Origin of the sequence: Mycobacterium yunnanensis (assembly GCF_025823185.1) — a bacterium.
In the GTDB taxonomy this organism is placed as follows: domain Bacteria; phylum Actinomycetota; class Actinomycetes; order Mycobacteriales; family Mycobacteriaceae; genus Mycobacterium; species Mycobacterium yunnanensis.
The window spans coordinates 199,814-220,598 of sequence record NZ_JACKVK010000022.1 but is presented as its reverse complement, the minus strand read 5'-3'; the positions used below and the strand labels follow the sequence as shown (position 1 = coordinate 220,598).

Sequence of the window (20,785 nt, the reverse complement as noted above, 5' to 3'; positions counted from 1 at the left end):
GCGCAACCCTACGTGGGCGCTCCTGCGGTCAGTGCCGCGAGCGGGGCACTCGCCGGCCCTTGCGCCGCTCCAACTCCTCGGGCTCGACGTAGACCAGCATGGGTTGGCCGGGCACGCACAGCATGGTCACCACGAAGCGCAGCGGTCCGTCGGTGCGGTTGTTGGCGTCCGAGTAGTGGATGACCTCGCCGCCGGGCTCCCAGAACGCCTCCCCTGCGGTGATGACTCGCGGCTCTTCGCCCTCGAGCTCGAACAGCATTTCGCCTTCGAGGACGTATCCGAATGCCGGTCCGCCGGGGTGCCGGTGCGGTGGCGCGCCCGGGCTGCCGGCAGGCCATTCGATGACCACCGTCATCACCTCGGCGTCGTGCGGGATGAACGGTGGTGTCACGCTTTGGATCACGGTCAGGGGACTTGTCTCCCCGTCGGCTGTGGCCAGGTCATGCATGGTGGTCTCCTCAGGGAATCAGACGGCAGCGCCGCCGCCGTCGGCGTGCAGCGTGGAACCGGTGACGAAACTCGACCTTGGCGACGCGAGGAACAGCACCGCCTCGGCGATCTCGCGTGGGCTGGCCGTCCGCCCGAGCGGTAGGGCGCGGCCGAGTTCTTCGTTGACGTCACCCCATTCGGCGGCGACGCCCTCGGTGGCGGTCGGTCCGGGCGCGACGCTGTTGACCCGGACGTGCCGGGTACCGAACTCCGCGGCCCACGTTCGCGTGAGCGATTCGAGCGCGGCCTTGGAGGCGCTGTAGGTCGACGCCCCGGGCACCCCCTTGAAGGCCACCATGGACGTGACGTTGACGATGCTGCCGCTGCCGCGGGACAGCATGCCCGGCGCCAGGGCGGCGACCAGGAAGTAGGCGCCCCGGACGTTGGTGTCGAACGTCCGCTCGAAGGAGGCCGGATCTTGCTCGACGGTGGGTGCGCCGGGAAAACTCGCCGCATTGTTGACCAGGACGTCGACGTCGCCGCACTGGCGGGCGAGCGATGCCACCGAGTCGAGGTCGGACAGGTCCGCGGCGACGAAGCGCACGCCGTGGCCGATCTCGGCGATCGCCTTCGCGCCGCGCTCCTCGTCGCGCCCGCTGATCGTCACCGCGGCGCCGGCGGCGGCCAGCAGCCGGGCCGACTCCAAGCCGATGCCCGCGGTGCCGCCGGTGACCAACGCGGTTCGACCGGCGAGCTCACCCCGGCTCATCGGGCGGCGAGCCTGGGCCCGAAGGGGGTGGGGGCCAGCGTGGCCCCCGGGCCGGTGACGAGGCTGCCGTCGTCGACGCGCGTGCCGAAGTAGGTGGCCGAGGGGTCGACGACGACGGGGACGTCGGCCCCCCGGGTGGCGAGCACGATGCGGGCCATGTCGGCGAAGGAGATCTTGTCCGGGCCACCGACGTTCAGGATTCCGTCGAGTGGTTCGGCGACCGCGACCCGCGCGACCTCGGCCGAGACGTCGGCCGCCGCGATCGGCTGGATGAGGGCGTCTGGTGCGCGCACCTCGCCGTCCACCACCAGCGAATCGGTGATGGCTTCGGCGAACTCCTGGAACTGCGTCGCCCGCACGATCGTGTAGGGCACGCCGGAGGCGACGATCGTTCTCTCCTGCACCACCTTTGCGCGCATGTAACCGCTGTCGGGCAGGCCGTCCGCGTTGACGATCGACAGCGCGACGTAGTGCCCGACCCCGGTCTCCTTCGCGGCCGCCACCAGGTTGGCCGAGGACGCGCTGAAGAACGTCAGCACCGGGTCGTCGTCGAAGGACGGCGAGTTGACCACGTCGACCAGGACCTGCGCGCCGGTCAGCGCCTCGGTCAGGCCGGCTCCGGTCAGCACGTCGGCCCCGGTCTCTCGAGACGCCGCGACGACGTCGTGCCCCTCGGCGCGCAGCAGTTCCACGACGTTCGAGCCGATCTTGCCGCTCGCTCCGATGACTGTGATCCTCATTGTCGAACCCCTCTCCCGTGATGTGTCCAGTCGACTGTCGCACCGGGTGGGGGTCGTTCGAACCCTGGAAAGTCCGTAGTCCCGAGAGGGTCAGGGGCCGGACAACGCAAAACCCCGGTGCACCAGAGTGCACCGGGGTTGCGTCGATCGGAGGGGATTAGCCCTTGCGCGTCTTGACCGCGTCGGTCAGCTGCGGGGTCACCTTGAACAGGTCGCCCACGATGCCGTAGTCGGCGATCTCGAAGATTGGAGCTTCCTCGTCCTTGTTCACCGCGACGATGGTCTTCGAGGTCTGCATGCCGGCACGGTGCTGGATGGCACCGGAGATGCCGAGCGCCAGGTACAGCTGCGGCGAGACCGTCTTACCGGTCTGGCCCACCTGAAACTGGCCCTCGTAGAAGCCGGAGTCGACGGCCGCGCGAGAGGCACCGACGGCACCGCCGAAGGCGTCCGCGAGCTCCTCGACGATCCCGAAGTTCTCCTTGCTGCCAACGCCACGACCGCCGGCGACGACGATCTTCGCCTCGCTGAGCTCGGGACGCGCGCTCTTCTGCGCCGGCTGACGCGAGGTGATCTTGGTGGCGTTGTCGGCCGGTGCGGGCACCTCGACGGTGACCACTTCACCGGCTCCGTCTGCGGGCTCGGCCTCGACGGCACCCGGACGCAGGGCGAGGACGGGTCCGTCGCCTTCGGCCTTGGCCTCGGTGGTGTAGGCCCCACCGAAGATGGAGTGGATCCCGATGGGGCCCTCCTTGATGCCGACGACGTCGATGAGCACGCCGGAGCCGGTCTCGGCCGCGACGCGACCGGCGATCTCCTTGCCCTCGGCGCTGGCGACGACCACGACGGCCACCGGCGACGCCGACTCGACCAGTGAGTTGAGCACGTCGACCTTGGGGGTGACGAGGTACTGCTCGACCACGTCGGACTCGGCGACGTAGATCTTCGCCGCACCGAGTGCCTTGAGGCCGTCGGTCAGCTTCTCCGCGGTGCCGGGGGCCCCGATCACCACGGCCGACGGCTCGCCCAGCGCACGCGCTGCGGTGATGAGCTCCCCGGTGACGTTCTTCAGATTTCCTTCAGCGTGCTCGACGAGCACGAGTACTTCAGCCATTGATTCTCGATCGCTCTCTATGGAGTTGGGGTCTGGGACGGGTCGACGACGCTCAGAGGAGCTTCTGAGCAACGAGGTAGTCGGCAATCTGCTTGCCACCCTCGCCCTCGTCGGTGACCTTCTCACCCGCGGTCTTCGGCGGCTTGGGGGTTGCCGAGACGACGGTCGAACCGGCGTACTGGCCGCCGACCTCGTCGGCTTCGACGCCGATGCCGGCCAGCGTCAGGGTCTCGACGGGCTTCTTCTTGGCGGCCATGATCCCCTTGAACGAGGGGAAGCGGGCGTCGTCGACGATCTTCTCGCTGACGCTGACGATCGCGGGCAGCGACGCCTCCAAGCCGAAGACGCCGTCATCGGTCTCACGCTCGCCGGTGACCTTGCCGTCGGCGATCTCGATGCTGCGCATCGTGGTCAGCTGCGGAAGGCCCAGGAACTGGGCGAGGATGGCCGGAACCGCGCCACCGACGCCGTCACTGGTCTCGTTGCCGGCGATGACCACGCCGATGTCCTCGATCTGGCCGAGCGAACGGGCCAGCGCCCAGGACGTCTGCACCATGTCGGAGCCCTTGAGGCCGTCGTCGACGAGGTGGTAGGCCGAATCGGCGCCCATGGACAGCGCCCGGCGGATGGCCGACTCGGCGCTCGCGGGCCCGGCAGTCAGCACGACTACCTTGTAGTCGGCGTCGGCGTGCTTCTCCTTGAGTTGCAGCGCGACCTCGACGGCCTTCTCGTTGATCTCGTCCAGCACCGGATCGCTGCCGGCCCGGTCAAGGGTCCAGTCACCGTCGGTGAGATGGCGATCCTCGTAATCAGGAACCTGTTTGATCAGGACCACGATGTTCGTCATGAGTGTGGTTCGTCCTCCTCGATGAGGCCTCAGCCGGCCTGCCCATATCACGATTGATACAACAGCCATCAGGTTACTAGTCAGTAACTTGGGGCGGTAAGCACCCTCACCATAGCTGGTCTTGTCTAACCTTCTGCCCTTCCCACTGGCTCGTGAACCTTATGAGGCAGTGACAATCGCCATAGCTGGGTTAGCCTGCGTTGGCAATGAGCGCATTTACCCATTCCGATCCGTCCGACGCCGTCCTCAGCAGCACGGACGGCCTTCCCCTGACCGGTGAGCGCACCGTCCCCGGTCTGGACGAGGAGAACTACTGGTTCCGCCGCCACGAGGTGGTCTACGAACGGCTACTGCAGCGCTGCGCGGACCGCGTGGTGCTGGAAGCCGGATCGGGCGAGGGATACGGCGCGGACCTCATCGCCGGAGTGGCCCGGCACGTCATCGGACTGGACTACGACGACTCCGCCGTGGCGCACGTCCGGGCCCGCTACCCCCGCGTCGACATGCGTCAGGGCAACCTGGCCGAGCTGCCCCTCGGAGACGGCGCCGTCGACGTGGTGGTCAACTTCCAGGTCATCGAACACCTGTGGGACCAAGGCCAGTTCGTCGACGAGTGCGCCCGCGTGCTGCGCCCGTCGGGACTCCTGCTGATGTCGACGCCCAACCGCATCACGTTCTCCCCCGGGCGAGACACGCCAATCAACCCGTTCCACACCCGTGAGTTGAACGCCGCCGAGCTCACCGAATTGCTCACCGACTCCGGCTTCCGCGTCGAGGCCATGCTCGGGGTGTTCCACGGGCCCCGTCTCGTCGAACTCGATGCGCGACACGGCGGTTCGATCATCGACGCGCAGATCGCCAGGGCCGTCGCCAACGCGGCATGGTCGGCCGACCTGCTGGCCGACGTGGCCTCGGTGCGCACCGAGGACTTCGACGTGATCGACGCCGGCGAGCGTGACATCGACGAGAGCCTGGACCTGGTGGCCGTCGCGGTGCGGCCGTGAGCGCTCAGCCCCTTCCCGGGTCGCTTCGCTCCTGCCCTCCGGTGCCCGGCCTCTTCACCCTCGTGCTGCACACCCACCTCCCGTGGCTGGCGCACCACGGCCGCTGGCCGGTCGGCGAGGAGTGGCTCTACCAATCGTGGGCCACCGCGTACCTTCCACTGACTCGCCTGTTGCGCCGCCTGTCCGACGAGGGCCGCAGCCATCTGCTCACCCTGGGCGTCACACCGGTGGTGGCCGCCCAGCTCGACGATCCCTACAGCCTCACCGGCATGCACAGCTGGCTGGCGAACTGGCAGCTTCGCGGGCAGGAGGCCGCTGTGCGTCGCACCACCGGTGGCACCGGCTATGCAGCCCCGGATGCATTGCGCGCCTTCGGCATTCGCGAGTACGAGGATGCGGGTCGTGCGCTCGAGGACTTCTCCTCGCACTGGCGCCACGGCGGCAGCCCGGTGTTGCGCCAGCTGATCGACGCCGACGCGATCGAACTGCTGGGCGGTCCGCTCGCCCACCCGTTCCAGCCGCTGCTGCACCCGCGCCTGCGCGAATTCGCCCTGCGGGAGGGGCTCGCTGACGCCGGACAACGCTTCGCCCATGTCCCCCAGGGCATTTGGGCACCCGAGTGTGCGTATGCGCCAGGGCTGGAACGCGACTACGCCGCTGCAGGCGTAAGGCACTTCATGGTCGACGGCCCCACCCTGCACGGCGACACCGCCCTCGGGCGTCCCGTCGCCGACACCGACGTGGTCGCCTTCGGCCGGGACCTGGTGGTGAGCTATCGGGTCTGGTCGCCGAAGTCGGGTTACCCGGGCCACGCCGCGTACCGGGACTTCCACACCTATGACCACCTCACCGGCCTGAAGCCGGCCCGCGTGACGGGGCGGGCGGTGCCGTCGCAGGACAAGGCCGCCTACGAACCCGACCGCGCCGACCATGCCGTCGACGTCCACGTCGCCGACTTCGTCGACGCGGTGCGACGCCGACTCGCCTCGGAGTCCGAGCGCATCGGGCGACCCGCGCACGTCGTGGCGGCCTTCGACACCGAACTCTTCGGGCACTGGTGGCACGAGGGGCCGGTGTGGCTGGAACGGGTGCTGCGCGCCCTGCCCGAGGCCGGGGTGCGCGTGGGCACCCTGTCCGACGCGGTCGAGGGTGGCTTCGTCGGGGCCCCCGTCGACCTGCCACCGAGCTCGTGGGGTTCCGGCAAGGACTGGCAGGTGTGGAACGGCGAGCAGGTGTCGGACCTGGTGCGGCTGAACTCCGAGGTCGTCGACACCGCCCTGGCGGCGGTCGACAAGGCGCTGACCCAGCACGCCGCGGTGGGCGTGCCGACCCCGCGTGACGTCGTCGCCGATCAGATTCTCCGCGAGGCCCTGCTCACCGTCTCCAGCGACTGGCCGTTCATGGTCAGCAAGGACACCGCCGCCGAATACGCCCGCTACCGCGCCCACCTGCACGCCCACGCCACCCGCGAGATCGCCGACGCCCTGGCCGCGGGCCGCCGCGAACACGCCGAACGCCTTGCCGCTGACTGGAATCGCGCCGACGGGCTGTTCGGCGCGCTCGACGCCCGGCGACTCCCTCGGTGAGTGGGCGGCCATGAAGGTCCTGATGCTGTCGTGGGAGTACCCGCCGGTGGTCATCGGCGGGTTGGGCCGCCACGTCCACCACCTGGCCACCGCCCTGGCCGCGGCGGGCCACGAGGTCGTGGTCCTCAGCAGGCGGCCCTTCGGCACCGATCCCAGCACCCATCCCACGGGTGACGAGGTCAGCGAGGGCGTGCGCGTCATCGCCGCGGCGGAGGACCCGCACGAGTTCGACTTCGGCACCGACATGATGGCCTGGACGCTGGCCATGGGGCACGCGATGGTTCGTGCCGGGCTGACGCTGACCTGGCGACCCGACGTCGTGCACGCCCACGACTGGCTGGTCGCTCACCCGGCGATCGCGCTGGCCGCCCACTTCGACGTCCCACTGGTGTCGACCATTCACGCGACCGAGGCGGGCCGGCACTCCGGGTGGGTGTCAGGCCGGATCAGCAGGCAGGTCCACGCGGTGGAGGCGTGGCTGGCACGCGAATCCGATTCACTCATCACGTGTTCGGCGTCGATGGGCGAGGAGATCACCGCGCTGTTCGGTCCGGGACTGTCAGAATCGCGGGTCATCCGCAACGGAATCGACGCCGGTCTGTGGCCCTTCGCCCGGCGTCGACCGCGACGGGGCCCGGCGCGGTTGCTCTACCTCGGCCGCCTGGAGTACGAGAAGGGCGTGCATGACGCCATCGCGGCTCTGCCGCGCATCCGTCGCACCCATCCCGGCACCACGCTCACCGTCGCCGGGGACGGCACGCAGCAGGAGTGGCTCGTCGGGCAGGCGCGAAAGCACAAGGTGCTCAAGGCCGTCGAGTTCGTCGGCCGCGTCGACCACGAGCACCTCGTGGAGCTGCTGCATGCCTGTGACGCGGCCGTGCTGCCCAGCCACTACGAGCCGTTCGGCATCGTCGCCCTGGAGGCCGCCGCGACCGGCGCTCCCCTGGTGACCTCGAACGTCGGCGGGCTCGGCGAGGCGGTGATCGACGGCCAGACCGGACGGTCGTTCCCGCCGCGCGACGTGGCCGCACTGGCCGCCGCGGTGCGCGCGGTGCTCGACGACCCGGCCGCCGCCCAACGGCAGGCGGTGGCGGCGCGCAACCGCTTGGACTCGGCCTTCGACTGGCACACGGTCGCCACCGAGACCGCGCAGGTCTACCTGGCCGCCAAACGCCGTGAGCGAGAACCACATCGGCGGAGCGTCATCGTCGAGCACGCGCTGCCCGACCGGGGGTGACCGGGTCGGTCAGCGGGCCGCCTTCTTGCGTTCGATGTCGGCCAGCGCCGCCGCCAGTTCGGCGCGCTGCGCCGCGGAGGTCTCCCAGGCGAGCTTGCGATTCTTGACCACCTTCGCCGGCGCCCCTACGGCGATCGAGTAGTCCGGGATCTCCCCCTTGACCACGGCGTGTGACCCCAAGACGCACCCTCGGCCGACCGACGTCCCACGCAGCACCGTCACCTTCGTCGCCACCCAGGTGTCGGGTCCGATTCGCACCGGCGCCTTGACGATGCCCTGGTCCTTGATCGGCAGCTCGATGCTGTCCATCCGATGGTCGAAGTCGCAGACGTAGCACCAGTCCGCCATGAGCACCGAGTCGCCCAACTCGATGTCGAGGTAGGTGTTGATCACGTTGTCACGGCCCAGCACGACCTTGTCGCCGATGCGCAGCGAGCCCTCGTGGCACCGAATCGTGTTCTTGTCGCCGATGTGCACCCAGCGGCCGATCTCCATGTAGGAGAGTTCCGGGGTTGCCTGAATCTCCACGCCCTTGCCGAGGAACACCATGCCGCGGGTGACGATGTGGGGGTTGGCGAGCTTGAACTTGAGCAGCCGGAAATAGCGCACCAGGTACCACGGCGAGTAGGCCTTGTTCGCGATGACCCACCGCAGGGACTCCCTGGTGAGGAACTTGGCCTGCCGCGGGTCACGCAGTCGCGAACCCCGCCAGCGCACGTGCATCGGGGCGCCCCACATCGTGGTCATGGCGGCACAGCCTACTTGAGCGTCGCGACGGGTCACCCGGGCTCCGGCTCGCCGCGCCGGTCTGCCGGCTCCGGCTGGCGCGGGCTCTCCGATAGTCTCGGGACTCGATGTCTGCTCCTGGAAAGACCGTGCGCCGGATGGCAGCCGCCGCGGCCGCGGTGCTCGTGACGCTCACGGCGACGTCCTGCGGCAACACCGACTCGTGGGTGCAGGCCCATCCGGCGCAGGGGTGGTCGGCGCAGTACGGCGACGCGGCCAACAGCAGCTTCGCCCCGGTCGAGGGCGCCCGCACCCTGCGCCTGGACTGGATCCGCTCGGTCAAGGGCCAGGTCGAGTCTCAGGTGGCCCTCGGCTCTGGTAGCTACCTCGCAGTGAACGCCCAATCCGCCGGTGGGTGCTCACTGATGGTGTGGGAGAACGACAACAGGGCGCGCCAGCGCTGGTGCAGCAGGCTGTGGCAAGGCGGCGGCATCTCCAGTCCGCTGTTCGACGGATTCGACAACCTCTACGTCGGGCAGCCTGGCGCCATCCTGTCCTTCCCGCCCACGCAGTGGATCCGCTGGCGCAACCCCGTGATCGGTCTGCCACAGACGCCGCGGCTGCTGTCTCCCGGGGAGCTGCTCGTGGTGACGCACCTCGGTCAGGTCCTCGTCTACGACGCCCACCGCGGCAGCGTCGTCGGCACGGCGCTCGACCTCGTGGAGGGCGTGGACCCGACGGACTCCGAGCGCGGCCTCGCCGACTGCCAGCTGGGCCGACCGCGCTGTCCGGTGGCCGCCGCGCCGGCATTCTCCTCGGCGACCGACGTCGTGGTCACATCGCTATGGCAACCCGATGCTCCCGGTCCCGAGCTGGTGGGGCTGCGGTACCGGGAGGGTCAGACCCCGCTGCTGTCTCGGGACTGGACGAGCACGGCGGTGGGCGGCGGTCCGCTGGGCAGCCCGGTGCTCTCGGCCGACGGCGCCACGGTCTACGTCAACGGACGCGACGGGCACCTGTGGGCGCTAAACACCACCGACGGGACGCCAAAGTGGTCGTTCGCCTTGGGCTTTCAGCCCCAGACTCCCCCGTCGGTCTCACCGGAGGGACTGATCGTCTCCGGCGGCGGTCCCGACACCACGCTGGTGGCGGTCAAGGACGCCGGCGACCACGCCGAGCGCTCGTGGCGACGTGACGACGTCGCGCCGTTGTCGACGTCGAGTCTCACCGGGCCGGCCGGCTACACGGTGGCCCGCGCCGCCGACGGCATGGCGCTGGTGGTGTTCGACCCCGCCGACGGGCACACGCTCAACAGCTATCCGCTGCCCGGGGCGACGGGATATCCGGTCGGGGTGTCGATCGGCCACGACCGCCGCATCGTGGCCGCCACCAGTGACGGCCGGGTCTTCGGCTTCGCGCCCGCGTAACCCGGGTCAGGCGATCATGGCGGCGACGGGGCCGCGCGGGATCGCGACCTGGAGCGCCCCGGCAGCCTCGGGTAGCACGTCACCCTGACTGAAGAAGAAGATCAGGGAGTCGTCGGTGACGGCGAAGTTCTCGTACTTCGAGGGGTCCAGGCCGTCACCGGGTGAGATGGTCACCTGCTGGCCGAGTTGCTTGTCCACCTCGGCCTGCACCAGCGGCAGGATCACGGGGAACGGCTTGCTGCCAGGCTTGAAGAGGGTGTCGATGGTGATGGGCCTTCGCTGGTCGAGGTCCCAGCTGAACGACTTGTAGAACGTCGTCGGGTGCGCACCGCCGACGCCCTGATAGGTCTTGAAGACCACGCTTCGGGTCTTGCGGGGCGGGACGGCCGAGGCGTACTGCGTCGAGGTGGTGTCCAGCTCGTAGGGCATCAGCCGCAGGTCCGGCATCTGGGCGACGTTGAGGAACCCGTCGCGCGTCTGCTGAACGTAGTCGAACACCGCCTGGGCGTCGGGGTAGTCGACGGGATAGTCGACGTGCAGGGCGTAGCCCGGGTTGGTGGCCTGAATCTGGCAGATCTGGTTGGCGTCGACGACACCGCTGAGATCGGCGCACGTGGGCGCCGGTGGCGGTGGCGGTGGAGCCGGAGGCGGCGCCGCGAGGGCCAGACCGGTGCCCGACCAGCCGAGCACGGCGACCGCCGAGACTGCCAACGCCAGCGAAGACATGCGCATCTATCGAGAACCCTCCATCGATGTGCGGCACCGGCGCCGCCGACGCCACACTACCCGCGGGGTCAGCGCGACGGTCGGCACAGGTAGACCACGGCCCGGCTCGCGCCACCGGTTCCGATTCTGGTGATCACCAGCGCCAGGCGCTCAGAACCCCGCAGCCGCAACCGGGTCCGCAGCTCGTCGGGGTCGACCGAGACACCTCGGACCAGGATCTCCAAGGCCCCGACGTCGCGGGCCGAGAGTTCCTGGCGCAGCGTGCGTTCGGCGAGACCGAATTCGGCGATCACTTCGAATCCCCGTACACCGGTGGGCAACTCGTCACCGGAGAGGTAGGCGATCGCCGGGTCGAGCTGCCAGAGACCGTGCCGGGCACCATAGTGCCGTACCAATCCCGCCCGCACCACCGCGCCGTCGGGGTCGACGATCCACCGGCCCGGCGCGGCGACGGGACAGTCGTCGGGTGCGGCGTCGGTGATCTCCTCGTCCCGGTCCAGAATGGTGGCCCGTCGCGTCACCCCGGGCGTCGTCAGCCCAGGGGACCACAGGCACGCCTCTCGAACACCGCCACCCAGCGACGTCACCTCGATCTCGCCGGCGAAGCCGAGCCGACCCACCTGGTCGAAATCGATTCCGGGCGCGCACTTCACGACGAGGTCGCGGTCGGCGTAGACGGCCAGCAGCTCGTCGAGCGCCGGGGTGTAGTCGCGTGGGTCGAACGTGCGCCGACCGCCGCGTCGCCGCGCGGGGTCGGCGACGACGGTGGTGCCACGCGTGACGGGGGCGAGCGCGTCGGCACGACACAGCAGTACGTGCGGGTCGTCTCCTCCGACGTTGTGCCGCGCCATGGCGACGCGAACCTCGTCCAGGTCACTGCCGACGACCCGGTCGGCGCGACCGGTCAACGCCGCGAGTTCGGTTCCCACCGAGCAGGTGACGTCGTGGACGGCGCGACCGACGAGCCGCTCGGCCCTGTGTTCGGCGACGGCGGCGGCGGTGGCCTGTTCGAGCGCCTCGGAGGTGAACAGCCACCGGTGCGCGTCGGGAACCTTGGCGGCTGCCTTGCGCCTCAGCAGCGTCGTCTCGATCAGGATCGCGGTGCGATCGCCGAAACGCGCACGGGCCGTGGCGATGTCGGACACCCGGCTGGCGTCGCCCAACGCCAGGGCGTCGACGTCGGCGAGTGCCGCGGTCCCCTCGCCGCCGCGCAAATAGGCGACGTCGTCGAGGGTGAAGCTCAGACCGCCACCCTTCAGGAGGGCTTGACCCCGGTGACCATGACGTTGTAGAACCAGCCCTTGGGGACCACGTGGCGCCAGAGGTTGGAATCGACCCAGCTCAGCGACGTCCAGCTCTTGAAGGCGAATTTGGCCCAGCCCCAACCCAATCGACCGGGCGGCACCGAGGCCTCGAAGGTGCGGATCGGCCAGCCGAGCATGGCGGCGGTGAATTCCTCACTGGCGGTGCGCACCTCGACGGCGCCCGCGTTGGTGGCCATCCGTTCCAGCTCGGCCGGCTCGAAGGTGTGCAGGTCGACGATCGCCTCCAGCGCGGCCGCGCGCGAGGATTCGTCGAGCTCCTCCTGCGGGCGACGCCAGCTCTCGAGGCCCGGCAGCTTCGTGACGGTGGTGGCCACCCGCCAGGTCAGGGTCGACAGGTTGCGTGCGTAGACGTTGCCCGTTGTGGTGGGCTCACCGGCGAAGACGAAGCGACCGCCCGGCTTGAGCACGCGCACCACCTCGCGCAGCGAGAGTTCGACGTCGGGAATGTGGTGGAGCACCGCGTGGCCGACCACCAGGTCGAAGGTGTCGTCGTCGTAGGGAATGCCCTCGGCGTCGGCGACCTTGCCGTCGATGTCGAGCCCCAGACCCTGGCCGTTGCGAACGGCGACCTTCACCATGCCTGGCGACAGATCGGTGACCGAGCCGCGCCGGGCCACGCCGGACTGCACCAGGTTCAGCAGGAAGAAGCCGGTGCCGCAGCCCAGCTCCAGAGCGCGGTCGTACGGCAGTTCGCGTTGCAGCTCGTCGGGCACGATGGCGTCGAACCGGCCGCGGGCGTAGTCGATGCAGCGCTGGTCATAGGAGATGGACCACTTGTCGTCGTAGGTCTCGGCCTCCCAGTCGTGGTACAGCACCTGGGCGAGCTTGGTGTCGTGGCGCGCGGCCTCGACTTCCTCGGCCGTGGCGTGCGGGTTGGGAGCCGGAGCCGCCCCGGCGGCGACATCAGGCCGGGGAGCCGCCCCGGCGGCGACATCAGACCTGGGCTCGCGGTCGGTACTCGTCATGTAGGGCAGCCTAACGGCCGGGTGAGCGCGGGCGAAACGCTGCCTTGGTCGCCGCAAGGGCTCCCGCCGGGACGTCGACGAAGCGCCGAGCCCACGCGACGGCCGAGTCGTACACGTGGTCGGGGGCCACCAGCTCGTCGACCAGGCCCAGTTCCAATGCCTCCTTGGCGTGGGCGAAGCGTCCGCTGAACGCCAGCTCCCTGGCGTGCGCGTCGCCGACGGCCTTGGCGAGCCGATGCGCGTCGTCCGCCGAGGGGGCCAAACCCTCGAGGATCTGCGTGAGGCCCCACTTGGCGTTGTCACCGCCGATGCGCCAGTCCGCGGCCAGCGCCAGCGTCATCCCGCTGCCGAGGGCGTAGCCGGTGACCGCGGCGACCGTCGGCTTGGGGATCTCGACCACGGCGGTGACCGCCCGCAGCGCCACCCCCTCGGCAACCGCGGTGGCGGCGGCGTCGAGCGCACGCGCCTCCGGCACGTCGACCCCGGCGGAGAAGATCTCGTGTCCGCCGAAGACGACGACGGCCGCGACGTCGGCGTCGTCACCGAGTTCGGTTGCCGTCGAGGCGATCTCGCGCCACATCTGCCGCGTCAGGGTGTTCGTCGGCGGCCGCGACAGCAGCAGGGTGCCGATGCCGTCGGTGACGTGCGCGTGGACGAACTCGTTCACGTCTTGTCGTAGCCCTCCGGCGCGCGCTTGTTGCGGGCGGCGTTGTACCGGGCTCCGTCGAAGAACTCGATGTCCCAGTCGCCGGTGCCCTTGTCGGCGCTCAGCTTCGGCTCCATCGCCACGATTCGTCGCTCCTCGGCGAGCACGTCGGCCACGGTGCGCCCGTCGATGGAGTCCAGCTGAGTCCAGGTCGGCGGAAGCAGGAACGACTGGCCCTCTTCGAACTCCACGAGGGCGGCGCGCGGGGTCGTCCAGAAGGCGCGGTCGGATTCGGTGTTCTCGCCGTCGGCGCGCTGTCCTTCGGGTAGTGCGCCCACGAAGAAGTAGGTGTCGTAGCGGCGGGTGCGCTCCTCCTTGGGCGTCACCCAGTTGGCCCACGGCCGCAGCAGGTCGGCACGCAGCACCAGCTTCTCGGCGCGCAGGAAGTCGGCGAAGGAGGTCGTGTTGTTGGCCAACGCCGCGCGTTCCTCGCCGTAACGGGACGTGTCGCCCACAATGCTGTCAGCGCTGTCGGGGTCGTCGGCCGGGCCGGCGAACAGCACGCCGGATTCTTCGAACGTCTCGCGGGCCGCGGCGCACACCAGAGCCTCGGCGAGGTCGGGGTCCACGTCGAGCCGTCGGGCCCACCATTCCTTGGGTGGGCCGTACCACGCGATGTCCGCACCGCGGTCGCGCTCGTCGACGCCGCCACCGGGAAACACCATCACGCCTGCGACGAAGTCCATCTGCGAGTGGCGGCGCATGAGGAACACCTCGATGTCCTCGCGCTGACGCAGCAGCATCACCGTCGACGCCGGCCTCGGAACCAACGGTTCGGTCATGACCGCCTCCTGTGGGCTGCGCGGCTGCGGGTGCGTCGCGCGAAGTAACGGCCGTCGATCACGTCGAGGGCGATGGACTGACCGAAGGCCACCGACAGGTTCTCCGCGGTGAGCACGTCGCCGAGCAGTCCCGCCTCGACGACCTTGCCCTCCGACAGCAGCAGGCAGTGGCTGAATCCGGGCGGGATCTCCTCGACGTGATGGGTCACCAGCACGATCGCCGGGGCGTCGGGGTCGGCGGCGAGGTCGGCGAGTCGGGCCACCAGTTCTTCCCGGCCACCGAGGTCCAGACCGGCTGCCGGTTCGTCGAGCAGCAGCAGCTCGGGGTCGGTCATCAGTGCGCGGGCGATCAACACCCGTTTGCGCTCACCCTCCGACAGGGTGCCGAAGGTGCGGTCGGCGAGGTGTTCTGCGCCAAGGCCTTCCAGCATGTCGACGGCTTGTTCGTAGTCGACGTCCTCATACTTCTCGCGCCACCGCCCGAGCACGGCGTACCCGGCGGACACCACGAGGTCGCGCACCACCTCGTCGTCGGGAACGCGTTGACTCAGAGCCGAACTGCTCAACCCGACGCGGGCACGGAGCTCGGCCATGTCGGTCTTGCCAAGGCGCTCGCCGAGCACGTACGCCGTTCCGGTCGACGGATGCTCCATCGCCGCGGCGATGCGCAGCAGCGAGGTCTTGCCCGCCCCGTTGGGCCCGATGACGACCCAGCGTTCGTCGAGTTCGACTGCCCACGTGACGGGCCCGACCAGGGTCTTGCCGCCGCGTCGGAGCGTGACCTTGGCGAAGTCGATCAGCAGGTCTTGGTCGACGTCTTCGGCTCGGTCGCTGGGATCGGCTGGCACTCGCCCATCGTAGTCAGGCGGGTCTCCTTCTCGGCCCACCCGCTCGCGGCGAGCCACCGCTGCGGGGTCAGGCGCAGCGTCAGCTGAACCAGCGGACCGATGCCGAACGCGTAGACGACCGTGCCGATCCCGACCGTCCCACCCAGCAGCCAGCCGGCCAGGAGCACCGTCGCCTCGATGGCGGTGCGGACCAGCCGGACCGATCGCCCGGTGCGCGCCACCACACCGGTCATCAGACCGTCGCGCGGCCCCGGGCCGAGGCCGGCCGCGATGTAGAGCACCGTACTGACGGCGTTGAGCAGCACCGCACCGAGCATCATGGCGACGCGGACGGGCAGTCCGGTCGGTTCGGGCAGGACGGCCAGTGCGGCGTCGACCGTCACCGCGATGACGACGACGTTGGCGACGGTGCCGATCCCCGGCCGGTTCCGCAGCGGGATCCAGGCGAGCAGCACGAGCACCCCGACCACGGCGGTGACGGTGCCGATGGTCAAGCCGGTCCGGTTGGCCAGACCCTGGTGGAATACGTCCCATGGGTCCAGTCCGAGCCCGGAGCGCACCATCACCGCCATCGAGAACCCGTAGCCGACGAGGCCGACGAGCAGGGCCGCCCCTCTGCCGAGGCCGCGCCTCATGCGTGGTCGGGGAAGCGGGCGCGCATGGCGTCCAGTTCGGCACGGATCCGGCGCGAGTCTCCGTCCCTTCCGTCCTCCGCGACGAAGTCGCCGATGCGGGGTGAGTTGCGGAAGACGCGACCCAGCTCGCTCGCCTTGCGCGTCATACGGGAGGTCCAGTGTTGTGCCATGCACCCATGATCAGCCGCCACTGGCCTTGTCATCAATAGCCAGTTAGGGCAAACTGGCCCCAATGAGCGTGGAACTGGCTGGGCGGCGGCTCGATGTGGATCTTCTGGCTCGTGAGCTGGGCAATTGGCGCACGGCCAGCGCCAGCGGCCCCGCCTATCAGGGCCTCTCCGACGGCCTGCGGATGCTGATCGTCGACGGGCGCCTCCCCGTCGGCGCCCAGGTGCCCAGTGAGCGTGCGCTCGCCGACGCCCTTCGGGTGTCGCGAACCACGGTCACCGCGGCCTACACCCAAATGCGTGAGGACGGCTATCTCAAGGGGCGCCAAGGCGCGCGCAGCACGACGGCACTGCCGGTCTCGGCCGGAGCGCCGGTTCCCACGATCGTCGGGACTGCGTCGGCGAATCTCGCGGCCGCGACCCTGGCCGCGCCCGCCGCCGCGGTGTCCGCGGCGTTCGTTGAGGCCGCCGAACGGGTCACGCCCTACCTGCACGACATCGGCATCGAATTGAAGGGCGTCGCACCCTTGCGCGAGGCCGTCGCCGAAAGATATTGCCGCCGAGGACTTCTCACTGAGCCCGACGAGATCGTGGTGACCACCGGAGCCCTGAACGCCATCGGCCTCATCATGGCGACCTATACCCAACCCGGCGACCGCGTGTTGGTCGAGCAGCCCACCTATCACGGCGTGTTGGCCACGATGGCCAGTAGGAGTTTGCGACCGGTACCGGTCGCGATGACGCCTCAGGGCTGGGAGCTCGACGCGGTCGACGCCGCGGTGCGCCAACTCTCGCCCACACTGGCCTACCTGATTCCGGACAACCACAACCCGACGGGGATGACCCTGCCGCCCGACGGCCGGCGACGCCTGGCCCAGATCATCGCCGAGACGCGCACCCGCACCATCGTCGACGAGACGATCACCGACATGTGGCTCGACGAGGCGGTGCCTCCACCCATGGCCGCCTCCATGACCTCGCGGCGCGATCTGGTGCTGACCGTCGGTTCGATGTCCAAGTCGTGCTGGGGCGGCTTGCGCATCGGCTGGATTCGGGCCGAACGCAGTGTGCTGGCCACCGTCGGCGCCATGCGGCCGTCACTCGACATGGGCACACCGATCGTCGAACAGCTCGCCGCCGCAAGGCTTCTCGGCATGGCCGACGACTTGCTCGTCGAGCGGCGCGAGATCCTGCGCGGTCGACGCGCGCTGCTGGTGGCGCTACTTCAAGAGCAGCTGCCCGACTGGCGGCCCGACCCCAGCCACGGCGGCATGTCGCTGTGGGTGCGGCTGCCCGCGCCGATGAGTTCGGCCCTGTCGGCCGCCGCGTCGCGGATGGGCCTGGAGATTCCGCCCGGCCCACGGTTCGGGGTCGACGGCACCCTCGAGCGCTTCATCCGGGTGCCCTACACGTTGCCCGACGACCAGCTCCGCGAGGCCGTGGCGCTGCTGGCCCAGGCCTGGCGCAGCGTCACCGGTACGGGCCCGGCGGCCCGACACCAGGGCGCCGTCGTCGTCTAGGTCGAGGGGACGCTCAGTCGTCGGGGATGTCGACGCGGCGCAGGGTGCCGTCGACCGCGTCGGCCGCCTCGATCTCTCCGCGGGTGACGCCCAAGATGAACAGCACCGTGTCGAGATAGGGGTGGCTCAGGGATGCATCGGCCACCTCACGCAGGGCGGGCTTGGCGTTGAATGCCACCCCCAGCCCGGCGGTCGAGAGCATATCGATGTCGTTGGCACCGTCGCCCACGGCCACGGTCTGCTCCATTGGAACGCCGACCTGTTGGGCGAAGTCCCTCAGCGCCTTAGCCTTTCCGGGCCGGTCGACGACGTCGCCGACCACGCGACCGGTGAGCTTGCCGTCGACGATCTCGAGTTCGTTGGCGGCCACGAAGTCCATCATCAAATCGTGCGCCAACGGCTCGATGACCTGGCGGAAGCCACCGGAGACGATGCCGCAGTAGTAGCCCAGGCGGCGCAACGTCCGGATCGTCGTCCGCGCTCCCGCGGTCAGCTCGATCTGATCGGCCACCTCGTCGAGCACGCTGGCGGGCAAGCCGGCCAGCGTGGCCACCCGCCGGTGCAACGACTCGGCGAAGTCCAGCTCACCTCGCATCGCGGCCTCGGTCACCTCCGCCACCGCGGCCAGAGCCCCGGCCCGGTCGGCCAGCATCTCGATGACCTCACCCTGGATCAGGGTCGAGTCGACGTCGAACACGATGAGCCGCTTGGCCCGTCGCGACAAGCTGTAATCCTCCAGCGCGATGTCGACGCCCTCGGCGGCGGCCACCCGGGCCAGCGCCGTCTGCAGCTGGCCGTAGGCCGCACCCGGCGGCACGGACACCCTCAGCTCGAGCCCCGTGACGGGATAGTCCGAGACTCCCCGGATGAAGTCGATGTTGACCCCAAGCGCGGCGACCTCACTGGCCACCACCCCGAACGCCTCGGCCGAGATGGGCCGCCCCAGCACCACGATGGTGTGCGTCGAGGGCTCCCCCAGCACCGGAAGGTCGTCACTGCTGTCGATGGTGACGTCCAGGCCGACCGCCCGAATCGCGCCGGTCACCTCGTCGCGCAGCTGCGACCCACCCACGACGTCAGCGGGACCCGCCACCAACACACCGAGGGTCAACCGGTTGCGGATGACGACCTGCTCGACGTTCAGCAGGTCGACCTTGTGCCGTGACAACACCTCGAACAATGCCGAGGTGACACCGGGCTGGTCGACCCCGGTGACCGTGATCAACACCGACACGCTAGACGAACTCATCTCCTGCGTTGGGGTCTACGTCTCGGTCAGCTACGGACCTTGACGTCGTCGGCCTCGGTGACGTCACCACCCTCGGGGTGCGGTCCGCCACCGATGTGAGCCTCGGCGCGCATCCGCTCCACCATGTGCGGATAGTGCAGCTCGAACGCCGGTCGCTCCGAACGGATCCGGGGCAGTTCGGTGAAGTTGTGCCGCGGCGGCGGGCAGCTGGTGGCCCACTCCAGGGAGTTGCCGTAACCCCACGGGTCGTCGACCACGACGGGCTCGCCGTACCGCCAGCTCTTGAAGACGTTCCACACGAACGGGATCGTCGAGATGCCGAGGATGAAGGCACCGATCGTCGAGATCACGTTCAGCGTCGTGAAGCCGTCGCTGGGGAGGTAGTCCGCGTAGCGGCGCGGCATGCCCTCGTCACCCACCCAGTGCTGCACCAGGAACGTGGTGTGGAAGCCGATGAAGGTCAACCAGAAGTGCAGCTTGCCGAGGCGCTCGTCGAGCAGCCGACCGGTCATCTTCGGGAACCAGAAGTAGATGCCCGCGTAGGTGGCGAACACGATGGTGCCGAAGAGCACGTAGTGGAAGTGCGCGATGACGAAGTACGAGTCGGTCACGTGGAAGTCCAGCGGCGGGCTGGCCAGCAGGACGCCGGACAGACCACCCAGCAGGAAGGTGACGAGGAAGCCGACCGAGAACAGCATCGGCGACTCGAAGGTCAACTGGCCCTTCCACATCGTGCCGATCCAGTTGAAGAACTTGATGCCCGTCGGGACGGCGATCAGGAACGTCATGAAACTGAAGAAGGGAAGGAGAACGGCTCCCGTCGCGTACATGTGGTGCGCCCACACCGCGACCGACAGCGCCGCGATGGACAGCGTCGCGTAGATCAGCGTGGTGTACCCGAAGATCGGCTTGCGGCTGAACACCGGGAAGATCTCCGAGACGATGCCGAAGAACGGCAGCGCGATGATGTACACCTCGGGGTGGCCGAAGAACCAGAACAGATGCTGCCACAGCAACACACCGCCGTTGGCCGGGTCGTAGATGTGCGCACCGAGGTGACGGTCGGCGGCCAAGCCGAACAGCGCCGCGGTCAGCAGCGGGAACGCCAACAGCACGAGGATCGACGTCACCAGGATGTTCCAGGTGAAGATCGGCATCCGGAACATCGTCATGCCGGGGGCGCGCATGCAGACCACCGTGGTGACCATGTTGACGCCACCGAGGATGGTGCCAAGACCGCCGACGGCCAGACCCATGATCCAGAGGTCACCACCGGCACCAGGCGAGTGGATCGCGTCGGTCAGCGGCGAGTAGGCGGTCCAGCCGAAGTCGGCGGCGCCACCGGGGGTGATGAAACCGGCGATGGCGATCAGCGCACCGAACAGGAACAGCCAGAACGAGAACGCGTTCAGTCGCGGGAACGCGACGTCGGGCGCGCCGATCTGCAGCGGCAACACCAGGTTGGCGAAACCGAACACGATCGGGGTCGCGTAGAACAGCAGCATCACCGTGCCGTGCATCGTGAACAGCTGGTTGTACTGCTCGTTGCTCAGGAACTGCAGGCCGGGCAGGGCCAGTTCGGCGCGCATGAACAGCGCCATCAGTCCACCAACGAAGAAGAAGACCGTGCCGTGCATCGTGAACAGCTGGTTGTACTGCTCGTTGCTCAGGAACTGCAGGCCGGGCAGGGCCAGTTCGGCGCGCATGAACAGCGCCATCAGTCCACCAACGAAGAAGAAGACGAAGCAGGCGACGCAGTACATGATGCCGATCAGCTTGTGATCGGTGGTGGTCACCAGCTTGTAGATCAGGTTGCCCTTGGGGCCCATCCGTGCCGGGAACGGACGGCGTGCCTCGAGTTCTCCGATTGGGGGCGCTTCGGCTACCAACAGGTCCTCCAAAAATTCGACGGGCGAACCCGTAGGCTCGGGGTCGATCTTATCCCCCGCCGGGCGGTGTGGCGCCATGGGTCCTACAAAGTGT

General features: G+C 69.2%; 21 protein-coding genes. 5 read left to right on the top strand and 16 right to left on the bottom strand.

Features of this window, described 5'->3' with window-relative positions:
• Positions 1-28: 28 nt before the first annotated feature.
• The 5 genes from H7K45_RS30740 to H7K45_RS30720 all read right to left on the bottom strand — a co-directional run bounded on the left by H7K45_RS30740 (position 29) and on the right by H7K45_RS30720 (position 3,899).
• A complete protein-coding gene (locus H7K45_RS30740) occupies positions 29-448 on the bottom strand; it encodes a cupin domain-containing protein (RefSeq protein WP_263999985.1) in 420 nt (139 codons plus the stop codon).
• Between the two features lie 18 nt (positions 449-466).
• The gene (locus H7K45_RS30735; protein WP_263999984.1) at positions 467-1,198 is read right to left on the bottom strand and encodes an SDR family NAD(P)-dependent oxidoreductase; all 732 of its coding nucleotides are present in this window, start codon (positions 1,196-1,198) and stop codon (positions 467-469) included.
• Positions 1,195-1,938 carry an SDR family oxidoreductase gene (locus H7K45_RS30730; RefSeq protein ID WP_263999982.1) on the bottom strand — a complete coding sequence of 248 codons (744 nt, stop codon included), beginning with the start codon at positions 1,936-1,938 and terminating at the stop codon, positions 1,195-1,197. The genes H7K45_RS30735 and H7K45_RS30730 overlap by 4 nt, the downstream gene beginning before the upstream one ends.
• Before the next feature lie 157 nt (positions 1,939-2,095).
• On the bottom strand, positions 2,096-3,052 hold the full coding sequence (locus H7K45_RS30725) for an electron transfer flavoprotein subunit alpha/FixB family protein (protein WP_263999981.1): 957 nt from the start codon (positions 3,050-3,052) through the stop codon (positions 2,096-2,098).
• A gap of 52 nt (positions 3,053-3,104) precedes the next feature.
• Positions 3,105-3,899: an electron transfer flavoprotein subunit beta/FixA family protein gene (locus tag H7K45_RS30720; protein ID WP_263999980.1), complete on the bottom strand. Its 795-nt coding sequence runs from the start codon at positions 3,897-3,899 to the stop codon at positions 3,105-3,107.
• Between the two features lie 206 nt (positions 3,900-4,105).
• On the opposite strand from H7K45_RS30720, the gene H7K45_RS30715 reads away from it, so the two are divergent.
• From H7K45_RS30715 to H7K45_RS30705, 3 genes are read left to right on the top strand one after another with little or no spacing between them, the layout of a single operon-like run.
• Complete coding sequence (locus H7K45_RS30715; protein WP_263999978.1) at positions 4,106-4,903, top strand: class I SAM-dependent methyltransferase; 798 nt, start codon at positions 4,106-4,108, stop codon at positions 4,901-4,903.
• Positions 4,900-6,489 (top strand): 1,4-alpha-glucan branching protein domain-containing protein, encoded by a 1,590-nt coding sequence (locus H7K45_RS30710; protein WP_263999977.1) that lies wholly within the window; start codon positions 4,900-4,902, stop codon positions 6,487-6,489. The genes H7K45_RS30715 and H7K45_RS30710 overlap by 4 nt, the downstream gene beginning before the upstream one ends.
• Before the next feature lie 10 nt (positions 6,490-6,499).
• Positions 6,500-7,726: a glycosyltransferase family 4 protein gene (locus H7K45_RS30705; protein ID WP_263999976.1), complete on the top strand. Its 1,227-nt coding sequence runs from the start codon at positions 6,500-6,502 to the stop codon at positions 7,724-7,726.
• Positions 7,727-7,735: 9 nt separating this feature from the next.
• Here the strand turns inward: H7K45_RS30705 and H7K45_RS30700 are convergent, their stop codons facing one another.
• Positions 7,736-8,473 (bottom strand): acyltransferase, encoded by a 738-nt coding sequence (locus H7K45_RS30700; RefSeq protein WP_263999975.1) that lies wholly within the window; start codon positions 8,471-8,473, stop codon positions 7,736-7,738.
• A gap of 137 nt (positions 8,474-8,610) precedes the next feature.
• Here H7K45_RS30700 and H7K45_RS30695 point away from each other — a divergent pair, with 137 nt between their 5' ends.
• Positions 8,611-9,879, top strand: coding sequence for an outer membrane protein assembly factor BamB family protein (locus tag H7K45_RS30695; protein WP_264000081.1), 1,269 nt, complete (start codon positions 8,611-8,613; stop codon positions 9,877-9,879).
• A 6-nt stretch (positions 9,880-9,885) separates the two neighbouring features.
• Here the strand turns inward: H7K45_RS30695 and H7K45_RS30690 are convergent, their stop codons facing one another.
• The 8 genes from H7K45_RS30690 to H7K45_RS30655 form a co-directional block, all read right to left on the bottom strand.
• The gene (locus H7K45_RS30690; protein ID WP_263999974.1) at positions 9,886-10,611 is read right to left on the bottom strand and encodes an esterase; all 726 of its coding nucleotides are present in this window, start codon (positions 10,609-10,611) and stop codon (positions 9,886-9,888) included.
• A 62-nt stretch (positions 10,612-10,673) separates the two neighbouring features.
• A complete protein-coding gene (locus tag H7K45_RS30685) occupies positions 10,674-11,903 on the bottom strand; it encodes a THUMP-like domain-containing protein (protein ID WP_443677458.1) in 1,230 nt (409 codons plus the stop codon).
• Complete coding sequence (locus H7K45_RS30680) at positions 11,861-12,895, bottom strand: class I SAM-dependent methyltransferase (RefSeq protein ID WP_263999973.1); 1,035 nt, start codon at positions 12,893-12,895, stop codon at positions 11,861-11,863. Before H7K45_RS30680 ends, H7K45_RS30685 begins: the two co-directional genes overlap by 43 nt.
• Positions 12,896-12,905: 10 nt before the next feature.
• Entirely contained in the window at positions 12,906-13,562 is a 657-nt protein-coding gene (locus H7K45_RS30675; protein WP_263999972.1) for an enoyl-CoA hydratase-related protein, read from the bottom strand.
• Positions 13,559-14,383, bottom strand: a complete 825-nt coding sequence (locus tag H7K45_RS30670; protein WP_263999971.1) for an NUDIX hydrolase — start codon at positions 14,381-14,383, stop codon at positions 13,559-13,561. The genes H7K45_RS30675 and H7K45_RS30670 overlap by 4 nt, the downstream gene beginning before the upstream one ends.
• Positions 14,380-15,231 (bottom strand): ABC transporter ATP-binding protein, encoded by an 852-nt coding sequence (locus H7K45_RS30665; protein WP_263999970.1) that lies wholly within the window; start codon positions 15,229-15,231, stop codon positions 14,380-14,382. The genes H7K45_RS30670 and H7K45_RS30665 overlap by 4 nt, the downstream gene beginning before the upstream one ends.
• Entirely contained in the window at positions 15,180-15,866 is a 687-nt protein-coding gene (gene yczE, locus H7K45_RS30660) for a membrane protein YczE (RefSeq protein WP_263999969.1), read from the bottom strand. The genes H7K45_RS30665 and yczE overlap by 52 nt, the downstream gene beginning before the upstream one ends.
• A complete protein-coding gene (locus H7K45_RS30655; protein ID WP_263999968.1) occupies positions 15,863-16,036 on the bottom strand; it encodes a hypothetical protein in 174 nt (57 codons plus the stop codon). Before H7K45_RS30655 ends, yczE begins: the two co-directional genes overlap by 4 nt.
• Before the next feature lie 62 nt (positions 16,037-16,098).
• Between H7K45_RS30655 and yczR the strand changes: the two genes are divergently transcribed.
• The gene (yczR, locus tag H7K45_RS30650; protein ID WP_263999967.1) at positions 16,099-17,553 is read left to right on the top strand and encodes a MocR-like transcription factor YczR; all 1,455 of its coding nucleotides are present in this window, start codon (positions 16,099-16,101) and stop codon (positions 17,551-17,553) included.
• Between the two features lie 13 nt (positions 17,554-17,566).
• On the opposite strand, the gene serB is transcribed toward yczR, so the two are convergent.
• On the bottom strand, positions 17,567-18,802 hold the full coding sequence (gene serB, locus H7K45_RS30645; protein WP_263999966.1) for a phosphoserine phosphatase SerB: 1,236 nt from the start codon (positions 18,800-18,802) through the stop codon (positions 17,567-17,569).
• A gap of 26 nt (positions 18,803-18,828) precedes the next feature.
• A complete protein-coding gene (gene ctaD, locus H7K45_RS30640; protein WP_372512700.1) occupies positions 18,829-20,691 on the bottom strand; it encodes an aa3-type cytochrome oxidase subunit I in 1,863 nt (620 codons plus the stop codon).
• Positions 20,692-20,785 lie beyond the last annotated feature (94 nt).